Source organism: Achromobacter sp. 10T422 (genome assembly GCF_056394065.1).
Genome location: NZ_JBFTHD010000005.1, coordinates 285,567 through 305,011 on the forward strand (window position 1 = coordinate 285,567; position 19,445 = coordinate 305,011).

The window sequence follows — 19,445 nt, forward strand, 5'->3', positions numbered from 1 at the left end:
GGTCAAGCGGGGCGGCCCGCCGGTGGCGCAACGCTACCGGCCATTTTTGCGTAAGCCGTCGCGCCCAATGACGCGCCATGCACCGCCAGATGCGCGCCCAGCTGAATCACTTGCAGGATCTCGGCACGCGCCACACCTTGGGCCAGCGCATGCGGGATCAGCGTGTGCAACGTCTGCCCGTCTGCCTGCGTGAAGCAGGCGTGCAGCGCGATGCGCACCAACAGCCGCTCGGCGGGAGTCAAGCCACCGGCTGGCGCGCCGCCTTCAACAAAGTCCAACAGCACCGAAACATAGCCGGGGTCTTGCGCCGCCAGGCGCAGCAGGCTTGGCGCCTGTTCCGGCCATAGCACGTGGATGCGATGGTGTAGCGGATCTTCCGCAGCCAAAGGCGATGGCGCGGCCGCGTCATGCAGCACGTCGGCCGCTTGCAGGACGGCGCTCAGGCCTTGCACGGTCACGCAATGCAGCACGTCGAACACATCGGCTTGGCTGGCGCCGGCCTCGCGCGCCATGCGCAGATGGGTCGTCAGACCGGGCTCGTACAGATGCGTGGCCGAGGCGTCCAGCGCCACATAAACCAGCTCGACCATGCGGGGAGTCAACGGGCCGGTTTGCGCCGGATACCCCGCGTAGTCCGCGTAGCGCGACAGAAACGCAGGGTTGGCGTACAGCAGTGCCTCGGTCCACGGCCGCCAATAGCCCCGTGCGGCGATGAAGCGCGATTTGATGGCGTCTAGATCCTCTAGCGCGTGCATAGCGTTTGCCCGGTCAGGTATTGCGCTTGGGCGCCCGCCACGAAGCGCAGCAGCGGCGATAGCGCAGCGTTCGGCTCCGCCGAAGCCACTTCGACGGCGTTGATGCGGCGCGCGCGCGGGCCCCATTCGCAGGCAAGCGTGGCGATCAACATGCGTGCGGCGGCGTCGTCCCCCGCGTGTTCCCAATCGGTATCGGCGGCGCGCGGCAAGAGCAGCGTCAGGCTGCCGGGCGCATCGCCGGCGCCATGGCGGCGGGCGGCGGCCAATGTGGCGGCCAGGCGCGCGCCGGGCGGGCTATTCAGCACCGTGACGTCAATGACAGCGGGGTAGCCGTCGGTCACCTGCGTACTGCGTAGCGCCGGCCAGTGGCCATGCACGGTCAACGACAACGGCGTATCACAAGACGCCGGGGCGATGGCGCTGGGGGCATAGGCCTGGCTGCCGCCGAACACCGACGATCCGCCATCGACGGACAAGCGGCCGCCCGAGACAAGCGCTGCGTGGTCGCTGGCCAGAAACGCCAGCGCGCAGGCGATTTCCTCGGGGGCGGCCAACCGGCCCAACGGAATCTTGGCGACCGCGCACACGGGGTCCAGGCGGCCGGATGCGATCAATCCGTCGACCAGCTCTGTCTGCACGAATCCCGGACACAGCACGCTGACGCGCAGTTCCGGGTGCGCCCGCGCCAAGGCTTGAGTCTGCGCGATCAGTCCGGCCTTGCTGGGGCTGTACGCGCCGCGCATGGGAATCGCACGCTGCCCCGCGCCGGAGGCCACATTGACGATGCGCGCATGCCGCGTCAGCCGTCCGTGCAGGGCGCGCAGCAGCCGTGCGGGCGCATGCAGGTTCAGGTCCAGCAGCCGCTGCCAGTTGTCATCGGCTTGTGCGACGGCAGGCAGATTGCTGGCGTCCGTCATGCCCGCGTTGTTGATGATGGCGTCAAGCGGGGGCAGGCCATCGGCCAGCGCGTGAATCTGGTCAGGATCAGTCAAGTCCGCCACGCGGGCAAGATGATCCACGGCCGCGCCCTCCGACCGCAGCGCCGTCAGCAGCGCTTCAAGCGCCGCGGCATTGCGATCCACCAGCACGCAGCGCTGGCGTTCACGGGCCAGCCGCCAGGCCGTGGCGCGGCCGATGCCGCTGGCGGCGCCCGTCAACAGGACGGTGTCCATCAGAGCGTGGTGAACGTGATGCCGCCATCCACCACCAGCGCCTGCGCGGTGATGAAGCGCGCTTCGTCGCTGGCCAGGAAAGCGATGCCACTGGCCACGTCTTCCACGGTGCCCAGCCGCCCCATCGGCGTGCTGGCGATACGGCGCGCATCGCGCTCGGCGTTGCGGTTGCGCTGCGTGCCTTCCGTGGGTACGGCCGATGGGCACACGGCATTCACGCGGATGCCACGCCCGCCCAGCTCGGCTGCGGCCGCGCGGGTGATGCCCAGCACGCCCGCCTTGATGCCCGAATACACCATCGAACTGGGCGCGGATTTCAACGCGGCGGTGGAGGCCACGTTGACGATGGAGCCGCCACGTTCGGGGTCCATCGCTTCGGCGGCAGCCTGGATGCCCCAGATCACCGCCTTGAAGCCGATGTCCAGCATGCGGTCCATGGTGTCTGCCTGAATCTCGGCCGCGCTTTGGTAGCGGACCCACGCCGCGTTGTTGACCAGGATGTCAAAGCGCGAGCCGTGTTCGGCGGCCTGGCGCACCGCTTGCGCGATGCCTTCACGCGACGCCACGTTCTGCACCACTGCAAACGCTTGGCCGCCCGATGCCGTGATGTCGGCGACGGTGGCGTCCACCAGTTCCTGCTTCAAATCATTCACGCCGACGATGGCGCCGCGCGCGGCAAGTGCGCGGGCCGTGGCGCGGCCGATGCCGGCCCCGGCGCCCGTGACGAGCGCAACGCGCCCAGCCAGATCTTGTTGCATGGTTTCTTCCTACACCGATTGAATGAAATCGCGGCCGGTCTGGCGCGACAAGCCGTTGAACGCCGCATCCAGCTTGCGCACCGCGCGCAGCGCAGGGTGCAAGGGCAGCTCCCAGGTGAAGCCCATGCCGCCGTGCAGATGGATGGCCTTTTCGATGACGAAGGCGGCATGGGCGATAGCGCCCGCCAGCGCGGGGCGGGTGTCGCGTGGCGCCCCGAATTCGTCCGCGTGCATGGCGCGGCGGATGGAGGCGCTGGACACGTCTTGCAGCAAGCGCATGCGTGCGAGCAAGTGGCGCACCGCCTGCTTGGCCGACAGCGGCCGCCCAAACTGCACGCGCGTCGCCATATAGCTGGCCGCCATTTGCAGCGCACCTTCGGCAGCGCCGTTTGCGAACTCGGCCAGCAACAGCTGCGCCTGCCGCCGAACCGCTTCGAAAGCCGCCGTATCCAGCCGGGCCAGCACCGGCGCGCCTTCCAGCGTCAGCCAGCGTTGCGGATGGTCGGGGTCAAGCGCGGCCTGCGCGTCGCACGTTGCCGCGCTCACGTCCACCAGCGCCGCGCCGTTGTCATCGGCCACCAGCACCCAGTCGGCCGGGCCGTGGTCCAAACGGACGCTGCCTGATTGCAGCGTGCCTTGCCAGGCAATGCCAGCGAGCCGTTCGCCGGCCGCCAATGCCGCGGCTTGCGGCGTGCCGGCAAAAGCCCGGGCCAGCAGCATCTGTTCGGCCAACGGCAAGGGCAATTGCAATCGGCCCGCGGCATGCGCGATGGGCAAGGCAAAGGCCAGATCCAACCCCAGGCCGCCATCGGCCTCATCCGCCATCACGCCGCACAGACCGGCTTGGGCCAGCACGGCCGCCTGATCGTGCGGGTCGTTGTGCGATAGCGCATCGGTAATGGCCGCGTCGGCGGCCTGTGCGAATTCTTCCGGCCGCAGTTCTTCGCTACTCATGTCAGGTCCTTGGGAAGATTCATCACGCGCTGCGCGATCACATCCAGCTGCACCTCGGTGGTGCCGGCGTAAATCGTTTCAGCGCGCGAGAACAGATACGCGTTGGTAAAGGCCTTGTGCGCACGCTGCGCCACGGGGCTGGAGTGCGGGCCCACGGGCGACAACATCGATAGCGCCAGGCTGGCGAAGGCCTGGTGGCATTCCGACCAATACAGCTTCGTCAGCGAGCCGCGCGCGCCGAGTGATTCGCCGCGCAGCATGCGTTCCACCGTGAGTTCGACCAGGCCCTTCAAACCGTCGATCTCGCTCACCAGATCGCCCACGCGGCGTTGCACGTAGCCGTCGTCCAGAGAGGGGGCCAGCTGGGAGTCGGATTTGCACGCCGCGATCAGCTGGCGCAGTTCGCATTCGAAGCGCCACGGGCGGTACATGCGGTTGGTGGCGCGCTCGATCGACAGCACCCGGATGGCGGCGTTCCAGCCTTCGTCCGGCGCACCCAGGCGCGCACTGTCAGGCACGACGACGTCGTCGAAGAACACTTCGGCAAACGATTCCTTGCCGTCGATGGATTTGATTGGCACCACGCGGATGCCCGGCGTATCCATGGGCACGGCAAACATCAGCAGGCCACGGTGCTTGTCGGCAACGGTGCCGGTGCGCGTCAGCAGCAGGCAGTAGTGCGCCTTGGCCGCGCCGCTGGTCCAGATCTTCTGGCCGTTGATGCGCCAGTGTTCGCCTTCCTGCACGGCCTTGGTGCGCAGACGCGCCAGGTCCGAGCCCGCGTCGGGTTCCGAAAAGCCCTGGCACCAGTACTGCCGCATCGTCAGGATGTCGGGCAGAAACGTTTGCTTCTGCGCCTCGCTGCCCACAGCCATGATGATGGGGCCGGCGATCTCTTTGCCGATCGAGCTCACGCTTTCGGGCATGGGCAGCGCGCCGATTTCTTTGTTCACCGCCAGATGTTCGCGCAGCGTCAGGCCGTGGCCGCCATAGGCCTTGGGCCAGGTCATGCCAGCCAACCCCGCCTGATGCATCGCCGCTTCCCACATGCTGCTTTCGGCCAGCGTGGCGGCGCGCCAGTTCAGGCTGTCGGCGCGCATGAAGTCGGGCAGATTGGCGCGCAGCCAGGTGCGCGCATGTTGACGATAGGCCGCTGGCCCGGCGGACGGGTCTGGGACCGCCACCTGTTGTTCGAATTGCATGCTTGGTCCTTACAGAGCGGGCGCGGCGCGCGGGATCATCAGCGCGTCGAGCACGACCACGCCTTGGCCTTGCGGCCGCACCAGAATGGGGTTCATGTCGATGTCGGATACGTCGTCGCGATGCCGAAACGCGAACTCCGACAAGCGCGCCACGCTGCGCGCCGCCGCCGTGATATCGGCCTTGGCCTGTCCGCGTGCGCCGTCCAGAATCGGGAACATCTTCAACGACCGGATCATCGCCAGCGCCTCGTCTTCGGTGATGGGGGCGGCTTGCACCGCCACGTCGTTCAGCACTTCGGCATAGATGCCGCCCATGCCCACCATGACGATCGGCCCAAAGACCGGGTCTTGCGACACGCCCGCGATCATCTCCGTGCCGCCTTGCAGCATCGGCGCCACCAGCACGCCATCGATGCGGGCGGCGGGGGCATGCCGCGCGACGTTGACCAGGATGCGCGCATGCGCGTCGCGCACGGCATGGGCGTTGGCCACGTTCAGCATCACGCCGCCGGCCTCGGTCTTGTGCGCTATATCTTCCGACGCAATCTTCAACACAACGGGGTAGCCGATGGCGTCGGCGGCGCGCACGGCGGCGTCGGCATCGCCCGCGATCACTTCGTTCGGCACATCAATGCCCACCTTGCCCAGCGCCTGCTTGGCGTGGAATTCGTTCTGGAAGACGATGGGGTCGACAGGTTCGGCGGCGGGCAGTGCGCGTTGGGGCGCGTTGGCCGCACGCAATTGCCCAAGCCGTGCCAGGCCCGCCAGGCCCGTCGCCGCGGCGTCGATGCTGGAGAACACCGGAATACCTAGCGCGTTGATCTGCTCGATGGCGTCGGCCGGCCCCTGGCTGATGATCATCAACAGGCGGCCGGGATGGCTCGCGCGAACCTGCGCCAGCGCTTCCAGATAGATGCCGCGCAAGCGCGTGTTGTACAGCGACAGCGACATGAACAGCACCAGCGCGCTGTCGGACGGGTCGTCCAGCAAGGCGGTCAGCATCTTCAGCAAAATGTCTGGCCGGCTCGACATTTGCGCCGACGCGTCGACCGGGTTGCCGGTGCTGGCGGTGGGCACGGCATCCAGGATGCGTTGTTGCGTCAGCGGCGCCAAGGCGGGCAGGGCCAGGCCGGCTTCGCTCATGGCGTCGGCCATCATGATGCCGAAGCCGCCAGACGCTGCGACCAGCGTCACGGCATTGTTGTGCGGCAAGCGGGTCGGCATGAGCAAGGACGCGGCGTGGCCGATGTCGATCAGCGCTTCCACCGAGCGCACGCGCAACACGCCGTGGCGGCGGAAGACGGCGTCGATCACGGCATCCGAACCCGTCAGCGCACCGGTGTGGGAGGCGGCCGCCTGCTGGCCTTTTTCGGTAGAGCCGATTTTCAACACGATGACCGGCTTGCCGAGTTCGCGCGCCCGTTGCAGGGCGCTGATCAGCTTGGCGGCGTCGCGGCAGGTTTCCATGCAGCACAAGATGATGCGCGTGTCCGGGTCTTCGGCCAGCGCGGCGATGCCGTCGGCCACGTCGACGTCGGCCTCGTTGCCGGTGGCAATGAAACGGCTGACGCCCATGCCGCGCCGCGCCACGCTTTGCATGGTGTGGCTGCCCACATTGCCCGACTGCGACACGATGCCCGCATGGCCGGCGGGCGGCATGTGTTCTTCCAGCGCGATGGAAAACGAGCCAATCAAGCGGTCGGCCACATTGACCGCGCCCAGGCAGTTCGGCCCCAGCACGCGCATGCCGTGTTCGCGCGCGATAGCCACCAGCTCGGCTTGCAGCGCGGCGCCCGCCGGGCCCGCTTCCGTGAAGCCTGCCGACAGCACAATGGCCGCTTTGGTGCCGCGTGCCGCGCAGTCGCGCAATGCGGCGGGCGTGGCGCTGGCGGGTACGGCCAGAATTGCGAGCTCGGGCGCGGCGGGTGTGTCGCGCACGGAAGCATAGGCAGGCAGCCCTTGAATGACGCCGCCCTTGGGGTTGATGGGATAGACCGCGCCGGCATAGCCGTGCTTGATCAGCATATGCACCGGCCGGCCGCCGATCTTGGTGATGTCATCCGAAGCGCCCACGATGGCGATGCTCGCCGCCTTGAAAAACGGAGACAGCCCCGCGCCGGCGGGAAGTGCTTGTGCCAGAGCCGCCATCTCAGCGCCCCTTGAACTGCGGCTGGCGCTTTTCCAGGAAGGCCATGCGCGCTTCCCGGGCGTCTTCCGTCTTGGCGAGCGCCATGGTGAAGTCCTGCTCGAAGCGGTAGGCATCGCGCTGCGGCATCAGGTCGACCATATTGGCCGCACGCTTGGCGTAGAGCACAGCCAGCGGCGCTTTGGATGCGATCTCATGCGCCAACGCCAGCGCGGCAGGCAGCAGTTGGTCGGGCGGCAGCACTTCTTCCAGCACGTTGCGGCGCAGAAGATCGTGGGCGCTCAGACGCTGGCCGGTGAAGAACATGCGGCGCAGGGTCGACCGGCCTACCAGCGTGCGCAACATGGACGCGCCGCCCGCCAGGCCGACATTGATTTCGGGCATGCCGAAGGTGGCGTTGTCGGACGCGTACATGATGTCGCACGCCGCCATCAGGCCCAGTCCCGCGCCGAGCGCCGCACCGTTGACGGCGGCAATTACCGGTTTGGCGCATTCCTTGATGGCGTTGCCGGTTTCGCGCGTGATGCGGTTGTGTTCAAGAAAGTCTCCCGCGATGTCGGCGTTGGGGCGGTCTTTCAAGTCGGCCCCCGCGCAGAAGACCTTGCCATGGCCGGTCAGTACGGCGCAGCGGATGTCGTCGCGTTCGGAGATTTCATCGAAGATCGCCACAATGCGGCGGCGCATGGCGCGGTTCAGCGCATTGACGGGCGGGCTGTTCAGCGTGACGAGCGCAACGCCCTCATTGACGTCCAGCGTGACGGTCGATTCGCTCATGCCGTCACCTTGTTGAAGGTAGAAAATGCGGGGGAAAAAGCAGAGGGGCGCAGGGCGCCGGTGGCATGCTGCATCGCGTGTCTCCTAGAGTCGGATGGACCGGTCTCGCCCTGCATTGCTGCCCGGGGGCGCCGGCTTTTTTTGGATTATATGGACGGGTATTGCTGCGGATTCAGGCCAAAATTGTTGGTTGTGTTCTGCATGAAAACGCCATATTCCAGGGGCCTGCAAGCCGATACCATGGGATGGGAAATCGTCCGCCGGACGAGCAAAACAGAGGCGGTCGGCAGATGCAGATCGAGCGTATCGGCACGGTTCGCGCGGCGCTGGGCGAATGCCCGGTGTGGGACGCGGCCAGGAACACGTTGTGGATGTTGGATTGCCGCAGCGGGCAACTGATGCAGGTGGACCCCGACACCGGCGCCACGCAAGATTGGCAGTTGCCCGCCCCGGTGGGGTCGTTTGCGTTCAATGGTGACGACGACATCATCGTGGCGTTGAAAGACACGTTTGCCCTGTACCGGTTGTCAGATGGGGCGATGCGTTCTTTGGGGCACATCGGAGACAGCCATCCGCATCTGCGGCTGAACGATGGCGCACCGTTGCCGGACGGCAGCTTTGTGGCGGGCACCATGCACATCCACCGGCAAGCGGGCCAGCCCCCGCTGGGCGGTTTGTACCGCGTGGACCTGCAAGGCAAGGTGAGCCGGATCGCCCAAGGCCTGGGCGTGGTGAATGGCCCCGCCATGCATCCCGACGGCATGCACTTCCATGTTTGCGACAGTGCGCAGCGCAAGATCTTCCGCTATCGCATGGATGCGCAAGGGCAGTTGTCATCCCCTGAAGTTTTCGTGGACACGGACGCGCTGGGGTCCGCGCCTGACGGCTGCTGCTTTGATCAGGAGGGCGGCTTGTGGACGGCGCTGGTGCATGCCGCGGCCATTGCGCGGTTCGATGCGCACGGCAAGCTCGACCGCCGCATCGAATTGCCGGTGGCGCACCCTGCATCACTGTGTTTCGGCGGGCCTGATCTGTCGGATATTTTCGTGACCACGATCAGCGACAGCGGCCGCTTGTCGGCCAAGGGCCCGCTGGACGGCGCGTTGCTGCGCATCCGGGGCGCAGGCGCTGTGGGCGCGCCGCGCGGGCAATGCCGCATTCACCCTTGATAGCCGCCCCTGATCAGGGGCTTTCGGCGGCCGCCATCTTGTTGTACGCCGTGAACCGCAGCGCGGAACCCGACACGTGCGATGCCACGAAATCCAGGAACAGCCGGATCTTCACCGGGATCATCGCCGTGTCCAGAATGGTGGCGTACATGCCTTCTTCAAAGGTCGTGTTCGTGACGTGGTAATCGGGGAACAAGCGCACCAGCGTGCCGCGCGAAATATCGTTGTGCACGGTGTAGTCGTCAAGCAGCGCCACCCCTTCGCCCAGCAGCGCAAGCTCAAGCAGCGCCACGCCGTTGTTCGTCACGTGGCGCGGCTTGATCAGCACTTCCTCGATGGCCTCGCCCTGCTTGAAGCGCCAGCAGGTTTGATCGCCGGGCAGCAGATAGGCCAGGCAATCGTGCTGCGCGATATCGGCGGGTTTCCCGGGCGGGGCATGCTTCGCCAGATACGCGGGGGAGGCCACCAGAAAGCGTTCGCTTTTGAACAGGATGCGCCGCTTCAGGCCCGCTTCCACGGGCGGCGAAATGCGGAAATCGATATCGAAGTTGTTGCGGCGCAGGTCCGTCTTGGCTTCCGACAGCACCAGCTCAATGTGGATGTCGGGGTACTGCTGGCGAAACGCCGCCACCAGCGGGGGCAGTACGCCCAGGCCGAACATCATGCGCGAATGCACGCGCAGAATGCCTTTGGGCGCCGCGCGGATTTCGGTGATGTTGCGATGCGCTTCGTTGATGTTCCAGAGGATGGATTCAAGCTGTTGCGCATATTCCTGGCCGGCTTCGGTCAGCACGACCTGGCGGGTTGAACGCAGCAGCAGCTTGACGTTCAACTCGTTTTCAAACTCGGTGATCATGCGTGATACCGACGTTGCCGACACGCCAAACTGCCGCGCGGTTTCAGAGAAACTCTCGGTTTTCGAGATCGACAGAAAGAGCTCCATCGCGCGCAGTCTGTCCATCATTCCTCCACTTTATGCAGCACAGAACGCCGCTTTTCTTGTATTCAGTCGATGACTGCCGGCCTCTAGAATTTCCTCAGACGTCAAGCAATCAATGAGGAGACATTATGGAATTCGGCGTGTTCATTCTGGCGCAGCAGCGAGGTTACCACCAGTCCTCAAAGCAAGTCATCAACAACTCCATCGAGCAAACCGTGGTGGCTGAGCAGGCCGGTTTCGACGCCGCCTGGTACGCCGAGCACCACTTCAACAACTACTCGTTGTCGCCGTCGCCGTTGATGACGGTGGCGCACGCCGCGGCCAAAACGCACCGCATCCGCCTGGGCACGGCCGTGTGCATTCTGCCCCTGTATCACCCCGCGCGGTTCCTGGCCGAAGTCGGTTTCGTGGACACGGTGTCCAATGGCCGTCTGGACTTGGGCGTGGGGTCGGGCTACCAGGAATTCGAGTTCGAACGCTTTGGTGTGCAGATCGCGGAATCGGGGGCGATCTTCAACGAATTTCTGGACGTCATCCCCAAGGGGCTGACGCAGAAGATCTTCGAGCACGACGGCCAGTTCCTGAAGATTCCGCCCAGCTCGATCGCGGTGCGCTGCCTGCAAGACCCGATGCCGCCGCTGTGGATCACCTCAGGCAATCCGGTGACGCTGGGCCGGGGCGTGCGCGAGAACCACAACCTGTTCGTCACCGCGCTGCTCAAGGGCAACGATGCGATTGCCGAGCTGCGCGGCCGCCTGGAAAAGGTTGCGCAAGACAATGGCCGCGATCTTGATCGCGACGTGAAGTTCGGCTTCCTGCGCTGCGGATACGCGTCGGACAACAAGGCAGAGATTGACGCGTATCTGGATTGCGCGCGCTTTCAGCGCCGCATTTCCGAAAGCCTGAAGTTCCGCCGTGCGCAAAGCGACGACGGCTACATGGTCAAGGAAGTGCCGTCGGAAAATGACCCCACGTTCGAGCAGCTGCGCAAGAACCTGCCGGTGGGCTCCGTCAATGAAGTCATCGACAAGATGCTGGAAGAGATCAGCATCCTGCGCCCCAAGCACATTGCCTTGCAGACGCAGCTGGGCGACTTCGATCAGAAGACGATGCTCAAGCAGATTGAACTGTGGGGCGACAAGATCATTCCGGCCATCCGCAAGGAAGTCGGCAGTACCGCAGCCATTGCGTAAAGGAGCGCACCATGCAGATCTATCTGAGCAACGCGGGCGCCATCACGCTGCGCCATCCCGCGGACTTCCGGCGGCTGGATGTACTGGCCGATCCGCAGCCGCGCGAACGGCTTGAGCACGCGATTGCCCGGGTGGGGCGGCGCGAAGACGAGCGCCATGTGCGCTTGTCGCCTTCGGTGCTGCGCTTCTTGTCGCAACACGCGGGCGACCCGAAGTGGGAAGCGGATTTTTCCGCGATGGTCGACTATGCGGCGCGTCACGGATGGGTGGACGAACGTGGCGACATCCGCGCGCACATGGTGGTCAACGAGCATGACGAGGTAGTGTCGGTGGATGACTTCAAGGCGGCGATGCGGTCGCTGCCGGCCGGCATCAGCGCCGTCACCACGGGCGATGGCGAGCACGTGGCCGGCATGATCGTGTCGAGCCTGACGTCGATTTCGGCGGACCCGCCGATGGTCGGCTTCTTCGTTCAGCAAACGTCATCGGCGCGCGAGCCCTTGCTGCGCCATGGACGCTTCGTGGCCAACGTGCTGGGCGAAGGGCACGAAGCCGTCATGCAGGCGTTTCTGGGCCAGCCGCAGGGCATGGCGCGGTTTGCGCAAGGCGGCTGGGTGATGAACGAGCAAGGCACGCCGGTGTTGCCGGATGCGCTGGCCAGTATCGAATGCGATATCGTCTGCACCGAAGTGCTGGGCACGCATGATTTGATCGTGGGCAAGATCCGCAAGACGGCGTGCCGCGCGGCGCAGCCCGTCATCAACTTCAATTCCGCCACCCATCGGATTGCGCCGGTGCGGCTGCAATAACCGTGGCAGGTGGTCGCCTGCATGCATGAAAAAGCCCGCCAGATTGGCGGGCCTATTTTTTCTGGCGGAAACCTGTCGTTCAGTCCAGAACGATGTGGTTTTCCTGGATGACCTTGCCCCAGTATTGGCGGTCGGCGTCCAGTTGGGCGTCCAGGGCTTGCGGGCCACCGGCTTTCTCGGTCTGCCCGTTGGTGACGAGCAATTGGCGGAAGCTTTCGGATTGAACCGTCTTGATGGCGGCGGCGGAATAGGCCTGGATCACATTGGCGGGCGTGCCTTTGGGAACGTGCAGGCCCGTCCAGTAGCTGGCCTTCAATTGCGGATAGCCCAGCTCGGCCACCGATGGCACATCGGGCAGGGCAGGGTCGCGTTGATCGGTCGTCAAGGCCAGGATCTTCACGGCGCCCGCCTTCTGGTGATCGGCCAACGCGATGGGCGTCATGTAAGACAAGTCGTTGCGGCCGGTGATCAGGTCGATGAGGCTCGTCGGCGTGCTCTTGTAGGGCACGGCGGTCAGCGGGATGCCCAGCGTCTTCGACAGAATCAGTCCGTACAGATCGGTGACGCTGCCCGGCCCCAGGGAACCATAGGTCAGCGCGCGGTTTTCTTTCTTGGCGTAGGCGACCAGGTCCGCGATGGAATTCACGCCGATGGTGGCGGGCACGGTGATGGTCAATGGCCCATCGAACATCATGGCCACCGAATCGAAGCTGTCGAAGCGGTATTGCAGGCTGGGGCGCAGCAACACGTTCAGCGACACGGGGCCGGAGCCGCCCATCAGCAGCATGTTGCCGTCGGCGGGCGCACGCGCAACCAGGGCAGCGCCAATGATGCCGTTGGCGCCGGGCTTGTTCTCGACGATGAACGGCATGCCTAACTGCGCGCTCATGCCTTCGGCCAGCAAGCGCGCGAAGTTGTCATTGGGGCCGCCCGCGGCGTAAGGCACGATCAGGGTCACGGGCTTGGGGGCGGCGCGCAGTGCCGGGCTAAGCATCATGAGGGTGCCGGCCGCGATGAAGCCGCGGCGCGTGAGCTTGAACATTGTCTGTCTCCTTGTTCCCGCCGCCATGCCTGTCCGAGCCTTCTGCGGGCCGGCTTTGCGTCTTGTCATGGGCAGCTGGGGCGGCTGGCGCTAGCGCGCCAGCCTTGGGTTGTCACTGTCGTCGATGATAATTTTTATCGGACTTGCCGATTACCCCACCGTTACGCAGAACAGTTCTGCGAAGGCCGCGCTTATCGGCTGGCAGGCAGCCGCGCGGCGCGGGCGCGTTGCAGCAGATGGAAGGCAGTTCCCAGTACGGTGGCGACGGCCAGGGCGGCCAGAACGGACGCCAGCACCTGCGCGTCCCAGAGCCGCGGCGGCCCGACGCGGAATTGAATGGTGTCGAACACCAGCCCCGCCGAAAACCCTGCAACGATGATGGCCTTCCACCCTTGCAGCGGAAAGAGCCGGAGCATCAGCAACGTGAACGCGACCATGGCCCAGAGGACCGGTTCCAGCGTCTGGTCTATGAGATGGGCAAGCAGGGGAAACTCCGTTCAAGGTGCGTGGGGCAGGGTCGAACGAGGTTGTACTGCTTTCGGGCGGCGCTGGCGAGAGGGTTCGGCGAAACCGGGGCGAAACCGCCGGGTGAAATCCTTGGGCTAAGCCCCGGACTGGACCCGGGACTACACCCGGGACTACACCCGGGCGTAACCCCGCCCGGAGGTCTCGCCGGGCTTTCGGGGTCAGAACCCTTCCAGCACCACTTTGCCCTGTGCCTTGCCGCTTTCGATGAAGGCGTGTGCGCGGCGCAGGTTGGCCGCGTTGATCGTGCCGTAGTGCTCGCCCAGCGTCGTGCGCAGCGTACCGTTGTCGATCAGGCGGGCGGCCTGGTTCAGCAGTTCGTGCTGAGCGATCATGTCGGGCGTATTGTGCAGCGGCCGCGCGAACATGAACTCCCAGTGCAGCGACGCAGACTTGCCCTTCAGCAGGCGCACGTCGATGGCGGCGGGGTCGTCGATCAGCGCGATCTTGCCCTGCGGCGCAATCGCCTCCGCCAGCTGTGGGAAGTGTTTGTCGGTGTGGGTCAGGCCTGCGATGAAATCCACCTGGTTCACGCCGATGCGTTTGAGTTCATCCGTAATCGGCTTGCTGTGGTCGATCACGTGGTGCGCGCCCAGTTCGCGCACCCATGCCTGGGTCTCGGGGCGCGAGGCGGTGCCGATCACCGTCAGGCCGGTCAGTTGACGGGCCAGTTGCGTCAGGATCGATCCCACCCCCCCGGCTGCGCCGATGATGAGCAGGGTGCGCTGGCTGGGGGCGTGGTTTTCCAGCACGCGCAACCGGTCAAACAGCAGTTCCCAGGCGGTGATGGTGGTGAGCGGCAGCGCCGCGGCCTGAGCGAAGTCCAGGCTCTCGGGCATGCGGCCGACGATGCGTTCGTCCACCACGTGCTGCTCGCTGTTGGCCCCCGGCCGGTTCAGCGCGCCGGCGTACCAGACTCGGTCGCCCGGCTTGAACAGGCTGGTCTTGGCGCCCACGGCACGCACCACCCCTGCGACATCCCACCCGATGACTTCGGGCTTGCCGTCTTTGGGGGCGCGGTTGGCGCGGATCTTCACGTCCACGGGGTTGACGGAAATGGCGTGTACGTCGACCAGCAGGTCGTGGTCGCCGGGGGTGGGGGCGTCAAGGGTGATGTCTTGCAGCGCGTCGGCGTTGTCCGCGGGCAGGTTCTTGAAATAGGCGATGGCTTTCATGGGGTTGGGGCTCGTTTGAGAGTTAGGGGCGATTGCTTAGAGGATGGAGCGGACCACGCCGCCATCGACGCGCAGCGCCGCGCCATTGGTGGCGGCGGCCTGGGTGGAGCAGGTGTAGACGACCATGTTGGCCACTTCGTCCACCGTGGCCAGGCGGCGCAGCAACGACGTCGGGCGATGCTGGGCGATGAAGTCGCGTTCCATCTCGTCTTGCGACACGCCTTGCTCCTTGGCCATTTCGGCGAAGAAATCCGACACGCCTTCGGAACGCGTGGGGCCGGGCAACACGGCGTTGACCGTGACGCCGGTGCCGGCCGTGAGTTCGGCCAAGCCGCGCGACACGCCCAGCAGCGCGGTTTTGCTGACGCCGTAATGGATCATCTCGGCGGGAATCTGCACGCCGGATTCGCTAGAGATAAAGACAATGCGGCCCCAGTTGGCCGCCATCATGCGCGGCAGGTAGTAGCGCGACAGCCGGATGCCGCTCATGACGTTGGTGTCCAGCATCTGCTGCCAGTCGTCGTCGGTGATTTCGGTAAAGGACTTGGGCGCGAAGAAACCGGCGTTGTTGACCAGGATGTCCACGTCGGGATGCGCGGCGGACAACGAAGCCGCGCCGTCGGCGGTGGCCAGGTCGGCTTGCACGGTGCCGATCTTGGCGTCCGGAAATTTCTGCGTGATGGCGGCTGCCGCATGCGCCAGCTTGTCGGCGCTGCGCCCGTGCAGCACAACTTCTGCGCCTGCTTCAGCCAGCCCGAAAGCGATGGCCAACCCGATGCCGCCGGACGATCCGGTGACCAGGGCCTTCTTGCCGTTCAGTTCGATCTTCATTGCGGTGACTCCAGGAATGTGGGGGAACGGGTCCATGATTACCCACTCTGCAGCGATGAAAAACCGGCTAGCATCGCACTCAGTTTCAATAATTTTTTGAAAATGGGGCAATCATGGTCCGGTTCGAGGACTTGAGGATCTTTGTGGCGGCGGCCGACCACGGCAGTTTTTCGGCCGCCGCGCGGGAACTGGATCTGACGCCCGCCGTCGCCAGTGCTGCGCTCAAGCGCCTGGAACTGACGCTTGAAACCCGATTGTTCGTGCGCTCCACACGCAGCCTGCGCCTGACCGGCGACGGCGAGCGTTACCTGGAGTACGCGCGCTCGGCGATCTCGACGCTGGAAGCGGGCAAGAACGCCATGGCGCGCGACAAGACCGCCATCTCTGGCACGCTGTCCGTTTCCATACCGTCCGACCTGGGGCGCAATGTGCTGTTGCCGTGGCTGGATGACTTTCAGCAGCAGCATTCACGCGTGAGCTTCCAGGTGCGCATCAGCGACCGGCTTGCGGATCTGTACCGCCAGCCGGTCGACATCGCCATCCGCTACGGCACGCCCAACGATTCCGCGCTGGTGGCCTTGCCGCTGGCCGAACACAACCGCCGCGTGGTGTGTGCATCGCCCGCGTATCTGGCGCGCCATGGCGTGCCGCAAGCACCGGCCGACCTGCGCCGCCACAATTGCCTGTCGTTCGTGCTGGGCGAAACCCTGCACGACCGCTGGACGTTCGAACGCGACGGCACCAGTACCACCGTGCCCATCAAGGGCGACCGCGTCGGCGACGATGGCGACCTGGTGCGCCGCTGGGCGCTGGCCGGCCACGGCATCGCCTACAAGTCGCGTTACGACGTGCTGTCCGACCTGCGCGCGGGCCGGCTGGTTGAACTGCTGCCCGACTACGTCACCGAGCCGTCGCCGCTCTACCTGCTGTGCGTGCATCGCATGCTGCTGTCACCCGCCGTCAAACGCATGCGCGAGTTTTTGCAGGAACGCTTCAGGCAGTTCGACGCGGGCTAGCTCGCTCATGGGCAGATGCATTTCAATGCGCCGCGCAGATCGTCGCGGGTCGAGACCGTGCGACGGAACTCGTAACACCACGATAGCGCTGCGGGCGTATGCTGTGTGTTCGAATGAATTGCCGGTCGTAAGCACCGGAACATGGCCGCACGCCGGCGATTCACAACTCACCCCCCTTAGCGGAGACGAGCTATGTCGAATCATGTGTACAAGCAAATAGAATTGGTGGGTTCTTCCACCAAGTCCACCGACGACGCCATCGCCAAAGCGATCGAGCGTGCTTCGGAAACGCTGCGCAATCTGGATTGGTTCGAGGTCACCGAAGTGCGTGGCCACATCAAGGACGGCAAAGTGGCGCACTGGCAGGTCGGTTTGAAGATCGGCATGCGTCTGGAAGGCGACAAGTAATTCCGTCGCTGCGCCTTTTTTGAGCACGCCTTCCAAGTGCTTGTCGGGTAAGGACTTTTCAGGCTTGTTATCCGACTGTTCATAGGCTTGTCCACATTCCATGGGGACAAGCCTATGCCGTTATCCCCAGCGGATGGCGAGTGCGGCGAGGGTCTGGCGGGCAGGGCGGCGATGATGCGCTGTTGAGCGTTTCTTGCCCGCATCTTGCAAGTCGTTGGTGTGCAAAGGTTTTTCGCGAGTACCGGCATACTGTCCTCAGGCTTATCCACATTTGGCGGGGACAACCCCGGGCGTCAAAACGCGGCAATGGGCCTTTCTTGACCACCCCCTGCAGGGCATTGATATCACAGGCTATTTCCGACCTGCCCTCAGACTGTCCTCATGCTTGTCCACAGAATGCTGGGACAAATCCACATGCGAAAGCAGGTATGAAAAAAGCCTGGACGGACATCCAGGCTTTTTGTGAATAAACACGCCAAAACTCATCCAAAAGGAGGATTGCGCAGTGTTTGACCAGCCCTTGCAAGTGCTTGGCAGGGCAGGGAATTTTGACTCTACCCCAAGACTGTCCTCAACCTTCTCCACAGTTGGCGGGGATAAGTGTGAGCCGAGACCAAAACACCTCAGACCGAATGGCGGCGATTACGGGCAGATTGTTCGCGTTGCTGTTTCAGATCCGTCTTGGCGACGTTGTTCGCAACAATGAATCCGAAACCGATGAGCAGGGCAAGAAGGCCCAGGCCGACGAAGGTTCCAATGTCCATCTGAATTTCCTAATGGGTGCGGTAATGCCAACAGGCAAGAATCAATGACAGCGGGACCCCCACGCACAAGCCCGCAAGCTTCAGGCAGGGAACCCAGGTGATGACCGACCAGTCCGTGCCAAATGCCACACTCGCGGCGCCAATTGAACTGGCAATGGCGATGCCCACATAGAACTGCGCGAATGCCTCTTTTTGGCGGCCCACGGGATTCACGAGCCCATGCCAAAGCGGCAGCATCAAGCGCTGTGCAAGCGATTGTGCTGCCCGCCGCGAAGGCGCGTGGCACCAGTGGGCAACCGCCCACATGAAGGCCAGTGGGCTCAGAATCAGAAGCGCGACAAGCATCACTCCTCCATCGATATGCGTGACAAGGTGTTGGGTCTGAGCATCTTAGTCAGAGGATGCTGGCCTTGGTTGTGCATAGGGACGGTTTTGTCATCGATATCGGACGGGTTCCGCACGCAAGCGTCTCCCGGCGAAAAAAAGCCCCCCGACGTATCGGGGGGCTTGATCGCCCGGAGGTAGATCGGGCGATCGGCGCCGGCAGGCTTGCGCGCTGCCGGCAGCGGCGGCGATCAGGCGTTCTGTTTCTTGACCCAGTCGACGTAGCGGTCGATCCAGCCTTGCAGGAATTTGCGCGTGCCTTCGTTGGTGATGGTGAACTGATCATCGACCAAGCCTTCGGCGTACTGCAAGAACACTTCCGGGGTGGTGAGCGCGTTGGCGCCTTCGGCGGCCAGGATGTTGCGCAGGTGCTGCTGCATCATCGCCGTACCCGCAGCGCTGGGCGAGGCGCCGACAATGCCCACGGCTTTGCCCGGCCACGAGTTCTGGCCCCACGGGCGCGAGCCCCAGTCAATGGCGTTTTTCAGTGCGGCGGGCAGCGAACGGTTGTGTTCGGGGGAGACGAACAGGATGCCTTGCGCATCGGCGATCTGTTGCTTCAGCTTGGCAGCCGGCGCGGGCAAGTTGTTCTCGTTGTCCTGGTTGTAGAGCGGGATGTCGCCCAGGCTCACATACTCAAACTTGAAGTCGGCAGGGACCAGCTTTTCCAGCGCACGCGCCAGTCGCAGATTGATCGATGCGGCACGCAGGCTTCCGACGAAAACCGCAATCTTGTATGTGCTCATGGGTGGGGGCTCCAACGGAAAAGGGAAAGTCCAGTGTAGACCTGGACGGTGACGTGCTCAATCCTGATTGCACATATTGTTATGGCGCGTCTGGCGCGGTGCGGCCAACGATTGTTATGCCCGTCTAGCGCAGTCCGGCCAACGCTTCAGTGTTATGCCGTGCCGTTCGCGGTCGGCCAACGCTTCAGCTCATCAGGCTGACATGCGCGGACACCACGCGCCAGCCTTGCGGTGTGCGCATCCATGTCTGGCTCTGACGGCCAATGCGGTCACTGCCGTCGCGCTGGAATTCCAAGTTGGCGGTGGCGAAGTCGGTGCCGTAGGTGGTGATGGCGGTGCGCAGCACGCGGCGGGCCAGGCCTTGCGGCGAACGTCCGGCGCGAAATGCGCGGATGGCGTCGTAGCCATACAGGTTTTCGCTGGCGCCGTAGCGCAGCGTATGCGGGCTGTTCCAGAACAGCGTGTCCAGCACCTCGACGTCGTTCGCGACCAGCGCCGTTTCATACTGCTCAAATGCGGCTGTCACTTCAGCCACGACGTCGGGCAAATTGATGTCCATGCGTAAGACTCCGGTTGCACCAAAACGGTGCGAGTTATAGGGGTAATCACCAATATGGTGTCTGCTGCGGTGCGTCAATTCCAACAGGCTCCGTTGGTACGCACTCGCCCCAGGGGAAAAAGC

General features: G+C 64.5%; 21 protein-coding genes. 5 read left to right on the top strand and 16 right to left on the bottom strand.

The window, feature by feature from the left end:
- Positions 1-2: 2 nt before the first annotated feature.
- From AC1DB0_RS14915 to AC1DB0_RS14945, 7 genes are read right to left on the bottom strand one after another with little or no spacing between them, the layout of a single operon-like run.
- Positions 3-755, bottom strand: coding sequence for a carboxymuconolactone decarboxylase family protein (locus AC1DB0_RS14915; RefSeq protein ID WP_476757216.1), 753 nt, complete (start codon positions 753-755; stop codon positions 3-5).
- Positions 743-1,927, bottom strand: coding sequence for an SDR family NAD(P)-dependent oxidoreductase (locus AC1DB0_RS14920; protein WP_476757217.1), 1,185 nt, complete (start codon positions 1,925-1,927; stop codon positions 743-745). Before AC1DB0_RS14920 ends, AC1DB0_RS14915 begins: the two co-directional genes overlap by 13 nt.
- Positions 1,927-2,685 (bottom strand): SDR family NAD(P)-dependent oxidoreductase, encoded by a 759-nt coding sequence (locus AC1DB0_RS14925; RefSeq protein WP_476757218.1) that lies wholly within the window; start codon positions 2,683-2,685, stop codon positions 1,927-1,929. The genes AC1DB0_RS14920 and AC1DB0_RS14925 overlap by 1 nt, the downstream gene beginning before the upstream one ends.
- 9 nt (positions 2,686-2,694) lie before the next feature.
- Positions 2,695-3,639, bottom strand: coding sequence for an acyl-CoA dehydrogenase family protein (locus AC1DB0_RS14930; RefSeq protein ID WP_476757219.1), 945 nt, complete (start codon positions 3,637-3,639; stop codon positions 2,695-2,697).
- Positions 3,636-4,841, bottom strand: a complete 1,206-nt coding sequence (locus tag AC1DB0_RS14935; RefSeq protein WP_476757220.1) for an acyl-CoA dehydrogenase family protein — start codon at positions 4,839-4,841, stop codon at positions 3,636-3,638. The genes AC1DB0_RS14930 and AC1DB0_RS14935 overlap by 4 nt, the downstream gene beginning before the upstream one ends.
- Positions 4,842-4,850: 9 nt before the next feature.
- Positions 4,851-6,989 carry an acetate--CoA ligase family protein gene (locus tag AC1DB0_RS14940; RefSeq protein ID WP_476757221.1) on the bottom strand — a complete coding sequence of 713 codons (2,139 nt, stop codon included), beginning with the start codon at positions 6,987-6,989 and terminating at the stop codon, positions 4,851-4,853.
- Between the two features lies 1 nt (position 6,990).
- Positions 6,991-7,761, bottom strand: a complete 771-nt coding sequence (locus tag AC1DB0_RS14945; protein WP_054426611.1) for an enoyl-CoA hydratase/isomerase family protein — start codon at positions 7,759-7,761, stop codon at positions 6,991-6,993.
- A 290-nt stretch (positions 7,762-8,051) separates the two neighbouring features.
- Between AC1DB0_RS14945 and AC1DB0_RS14950 the strand changes: the two genes are divergently transcribed.
- Positions 8,052-8,930, top strand: a complete 879-nt coding sequence (locus tag AC1DB0_RS14950; protein WP_476757222.1) for an SMP-30/gluconolactonase/LRE family protein — start codon at positions 8,052-8,054, stop codon at positions 8,928-8,930.
- Between the two features lie 13 nt (positions 8,931-8,943).
- On the opposite strand, the gene AC1DB0_RS14955 is transcribed toward AC1DB0_RS14950, so the two are convergent.
- A complete protein-coding gene (locus tag AC1DB0_RS14955) occupies positions 8,944-9,891 on the bottom strand; it encodes a LysR family transcriptional regulator (protein WP_054426609.1) in 948 nt (315 codons plus the stop codon).
- Between the two features lie 107 nt (positions 9,892-9,998).
- On the opposite strand from AC1DB0_RS14955, the gene AC1DB0_RS14960 reads away from it, so the two are divergent.
- The gene (locus tag AC1DB0_RS14960) at positions 9,999-11,063 is read left to right on the top strand and encodes an LLM class flavin-dependent oxidoreductase (protein ID WP_054426608.1); all 1,065 of its coding nucleotides are present in this window, start codon (positions 9,999-10,001) and stop codon (positions 11,061-11,063) included.
- Positions 11,064-11,074: 11 nt separating this feature from the next.
- The gene (locus tag AC1DB0_RS14965) at positions 11,075-11,872 is read left to right on the top strand and encodes a flavin reductase family protein (RefSeq protein WP_427951354.1); all 798 of its coding nucleotides are present in this window, start codon (positions 11,075-11,077) and stop codon (positions 11,870-11,872) included.
- 79 nt (positions 11,873-11,951) lie between these two features.
- Here AC1DB0_RS14965 and AC1DB0_RS14970 read toward each other — a convergent pair whose 3' ends face one another.
- The 4 genes from AC1DB0_RS14970 to AC1DB0_RS14985 all read right to left on the bottom strand — a co-directional run bounded on the left by AC1DB0_RS14970 (position 11,952) and on the right by AC1DB0_RS14985 (position 15,445).
- A complete protein-coding gene (locus AC1DB0_RS14970) occupies positions 11,952-12,914 on the bottom strand; it encodes a tripartite tricarboxylate transporter substrate binding protein (protein WP_476757223.1) in 963 nt (320 codons plus the stop codon).
- 191 nt (positions 12,915-13,105) lie between these two features.
- Positions 13,106-13,351 (bottom strand): hypothetical protein, encoded by a 246-nt coding sequence (locus AC1DB0_RS14975; RefSeq protein ID WP_054426605.1) that lies wholly within the window; start codon positions 13,349-13,351, stop codon positions 13,106-13,108.
- 249 nt (positions 13,352-13,600) lie between these two features.
- Positions 13,601-14,614, bottom strand: coding sequence for a zinc-binding alcohol dehydrogenase family protein (locus tag AC1DB0_RS14980; protein ID WP_476757224.1), 1,014 nt, complete (start codon positions 14,612-14,614; stop codon positions 13,601-13,603).
- Positions 14,615-14,650: 36 nt separating this feature from the next.
- Positions 14,651-15,445 (bottom strand): SDR family NAD(P)-dependent oxidoreductase, encoded by a 795-nt coding sequence (locus AC1DB0_RS14985; RefSeq protein ID WP_054426603.1) that lies wholly within the window; start codon positions 15,443-15,445, stop codon positions 14,651-14,653.
- Between the two features lie 113 nt (positions 15,446-15,558).
- Here AC1DB0_RS14985 and AC1DB0_RS14990 point away from each other — a divergent pair, with 113 nt between their 5' ends.
- On the top strand, positions 15,559-16,461 hold the full coding sequence (locus tag AC1DB0_RS14990) for a LysR family transcriptional regulator (RefSeq protein ID WP_346550756.1): 903 nt from the start codon (positions 15,559-15,561) through the stop codon (positions 16,459-16,461).
- Between the two features lie 192 nt (positions 16,462-16,653).
- Complete coding sequence (locus tag AC1DB0_RS14995) at positions 16,654-16,869, top strand: dodecin (protein ID WP_054426601.1); 216 nt, start codon at positions 16,654-16,656, stop codon at positions 16,867-16,869.
- 623 nt (positions 16,870-17,492) lie between these two features.
- Here the strand turns inward: AC1DB0_RS14995 and AC1DB0_RS15000 are convergent.
- From AC1DB0_RS15000 to hpxZ, 4 genes are all read right to left on the bottom strand, one after another.
- Positions 17,493-17,633: a hypothetical protein gene (locus AC1DB0_RS15000; RefSeq protein WP_342067806.1), complete on the bottom strand. Its 141-nt coding sequence runs from the start codon at positions 17,631-17,633 to the stop codon at positions 17,493-17,495.
- Between the two features lie 9 nt (positions 17,634-17,642).
- Positions 17,643-17,978, bottom strand: a complete 336-nt coding sequence (locus AC1DB0_RS15005; RefSeq protein WP_476757225.1) for a hypothetical protein — start codon at positions 17,976-17,978, stop codon at positions 17,643-17,645.
- 230 nt (positions 17,979-18,208) lie between these two features.
- Entirely contained in the window at positions 18,209-18,763 is a 555-nt protein-coding gene (locus AC1DB0_RS15010) for an NADPH-dependent FMN reductase (RefSeq protein ID WP_054426600.1), read from the bottom strand.
- 184 nt (positions 18,764-18,947) lie between these two features.
- Entirely contained in the window at positions 18,948-19,322 is a 375-nt protein-coding gene (gene hpxZ / locus AC1DB0_RS15015; RefSeq protein WP_054426599.1) for an oxalurate catabolism protein HpxZ, read from the bottom strand.
- Positions 19,323-19,445 lie beyond the last annotated feature (123 nt).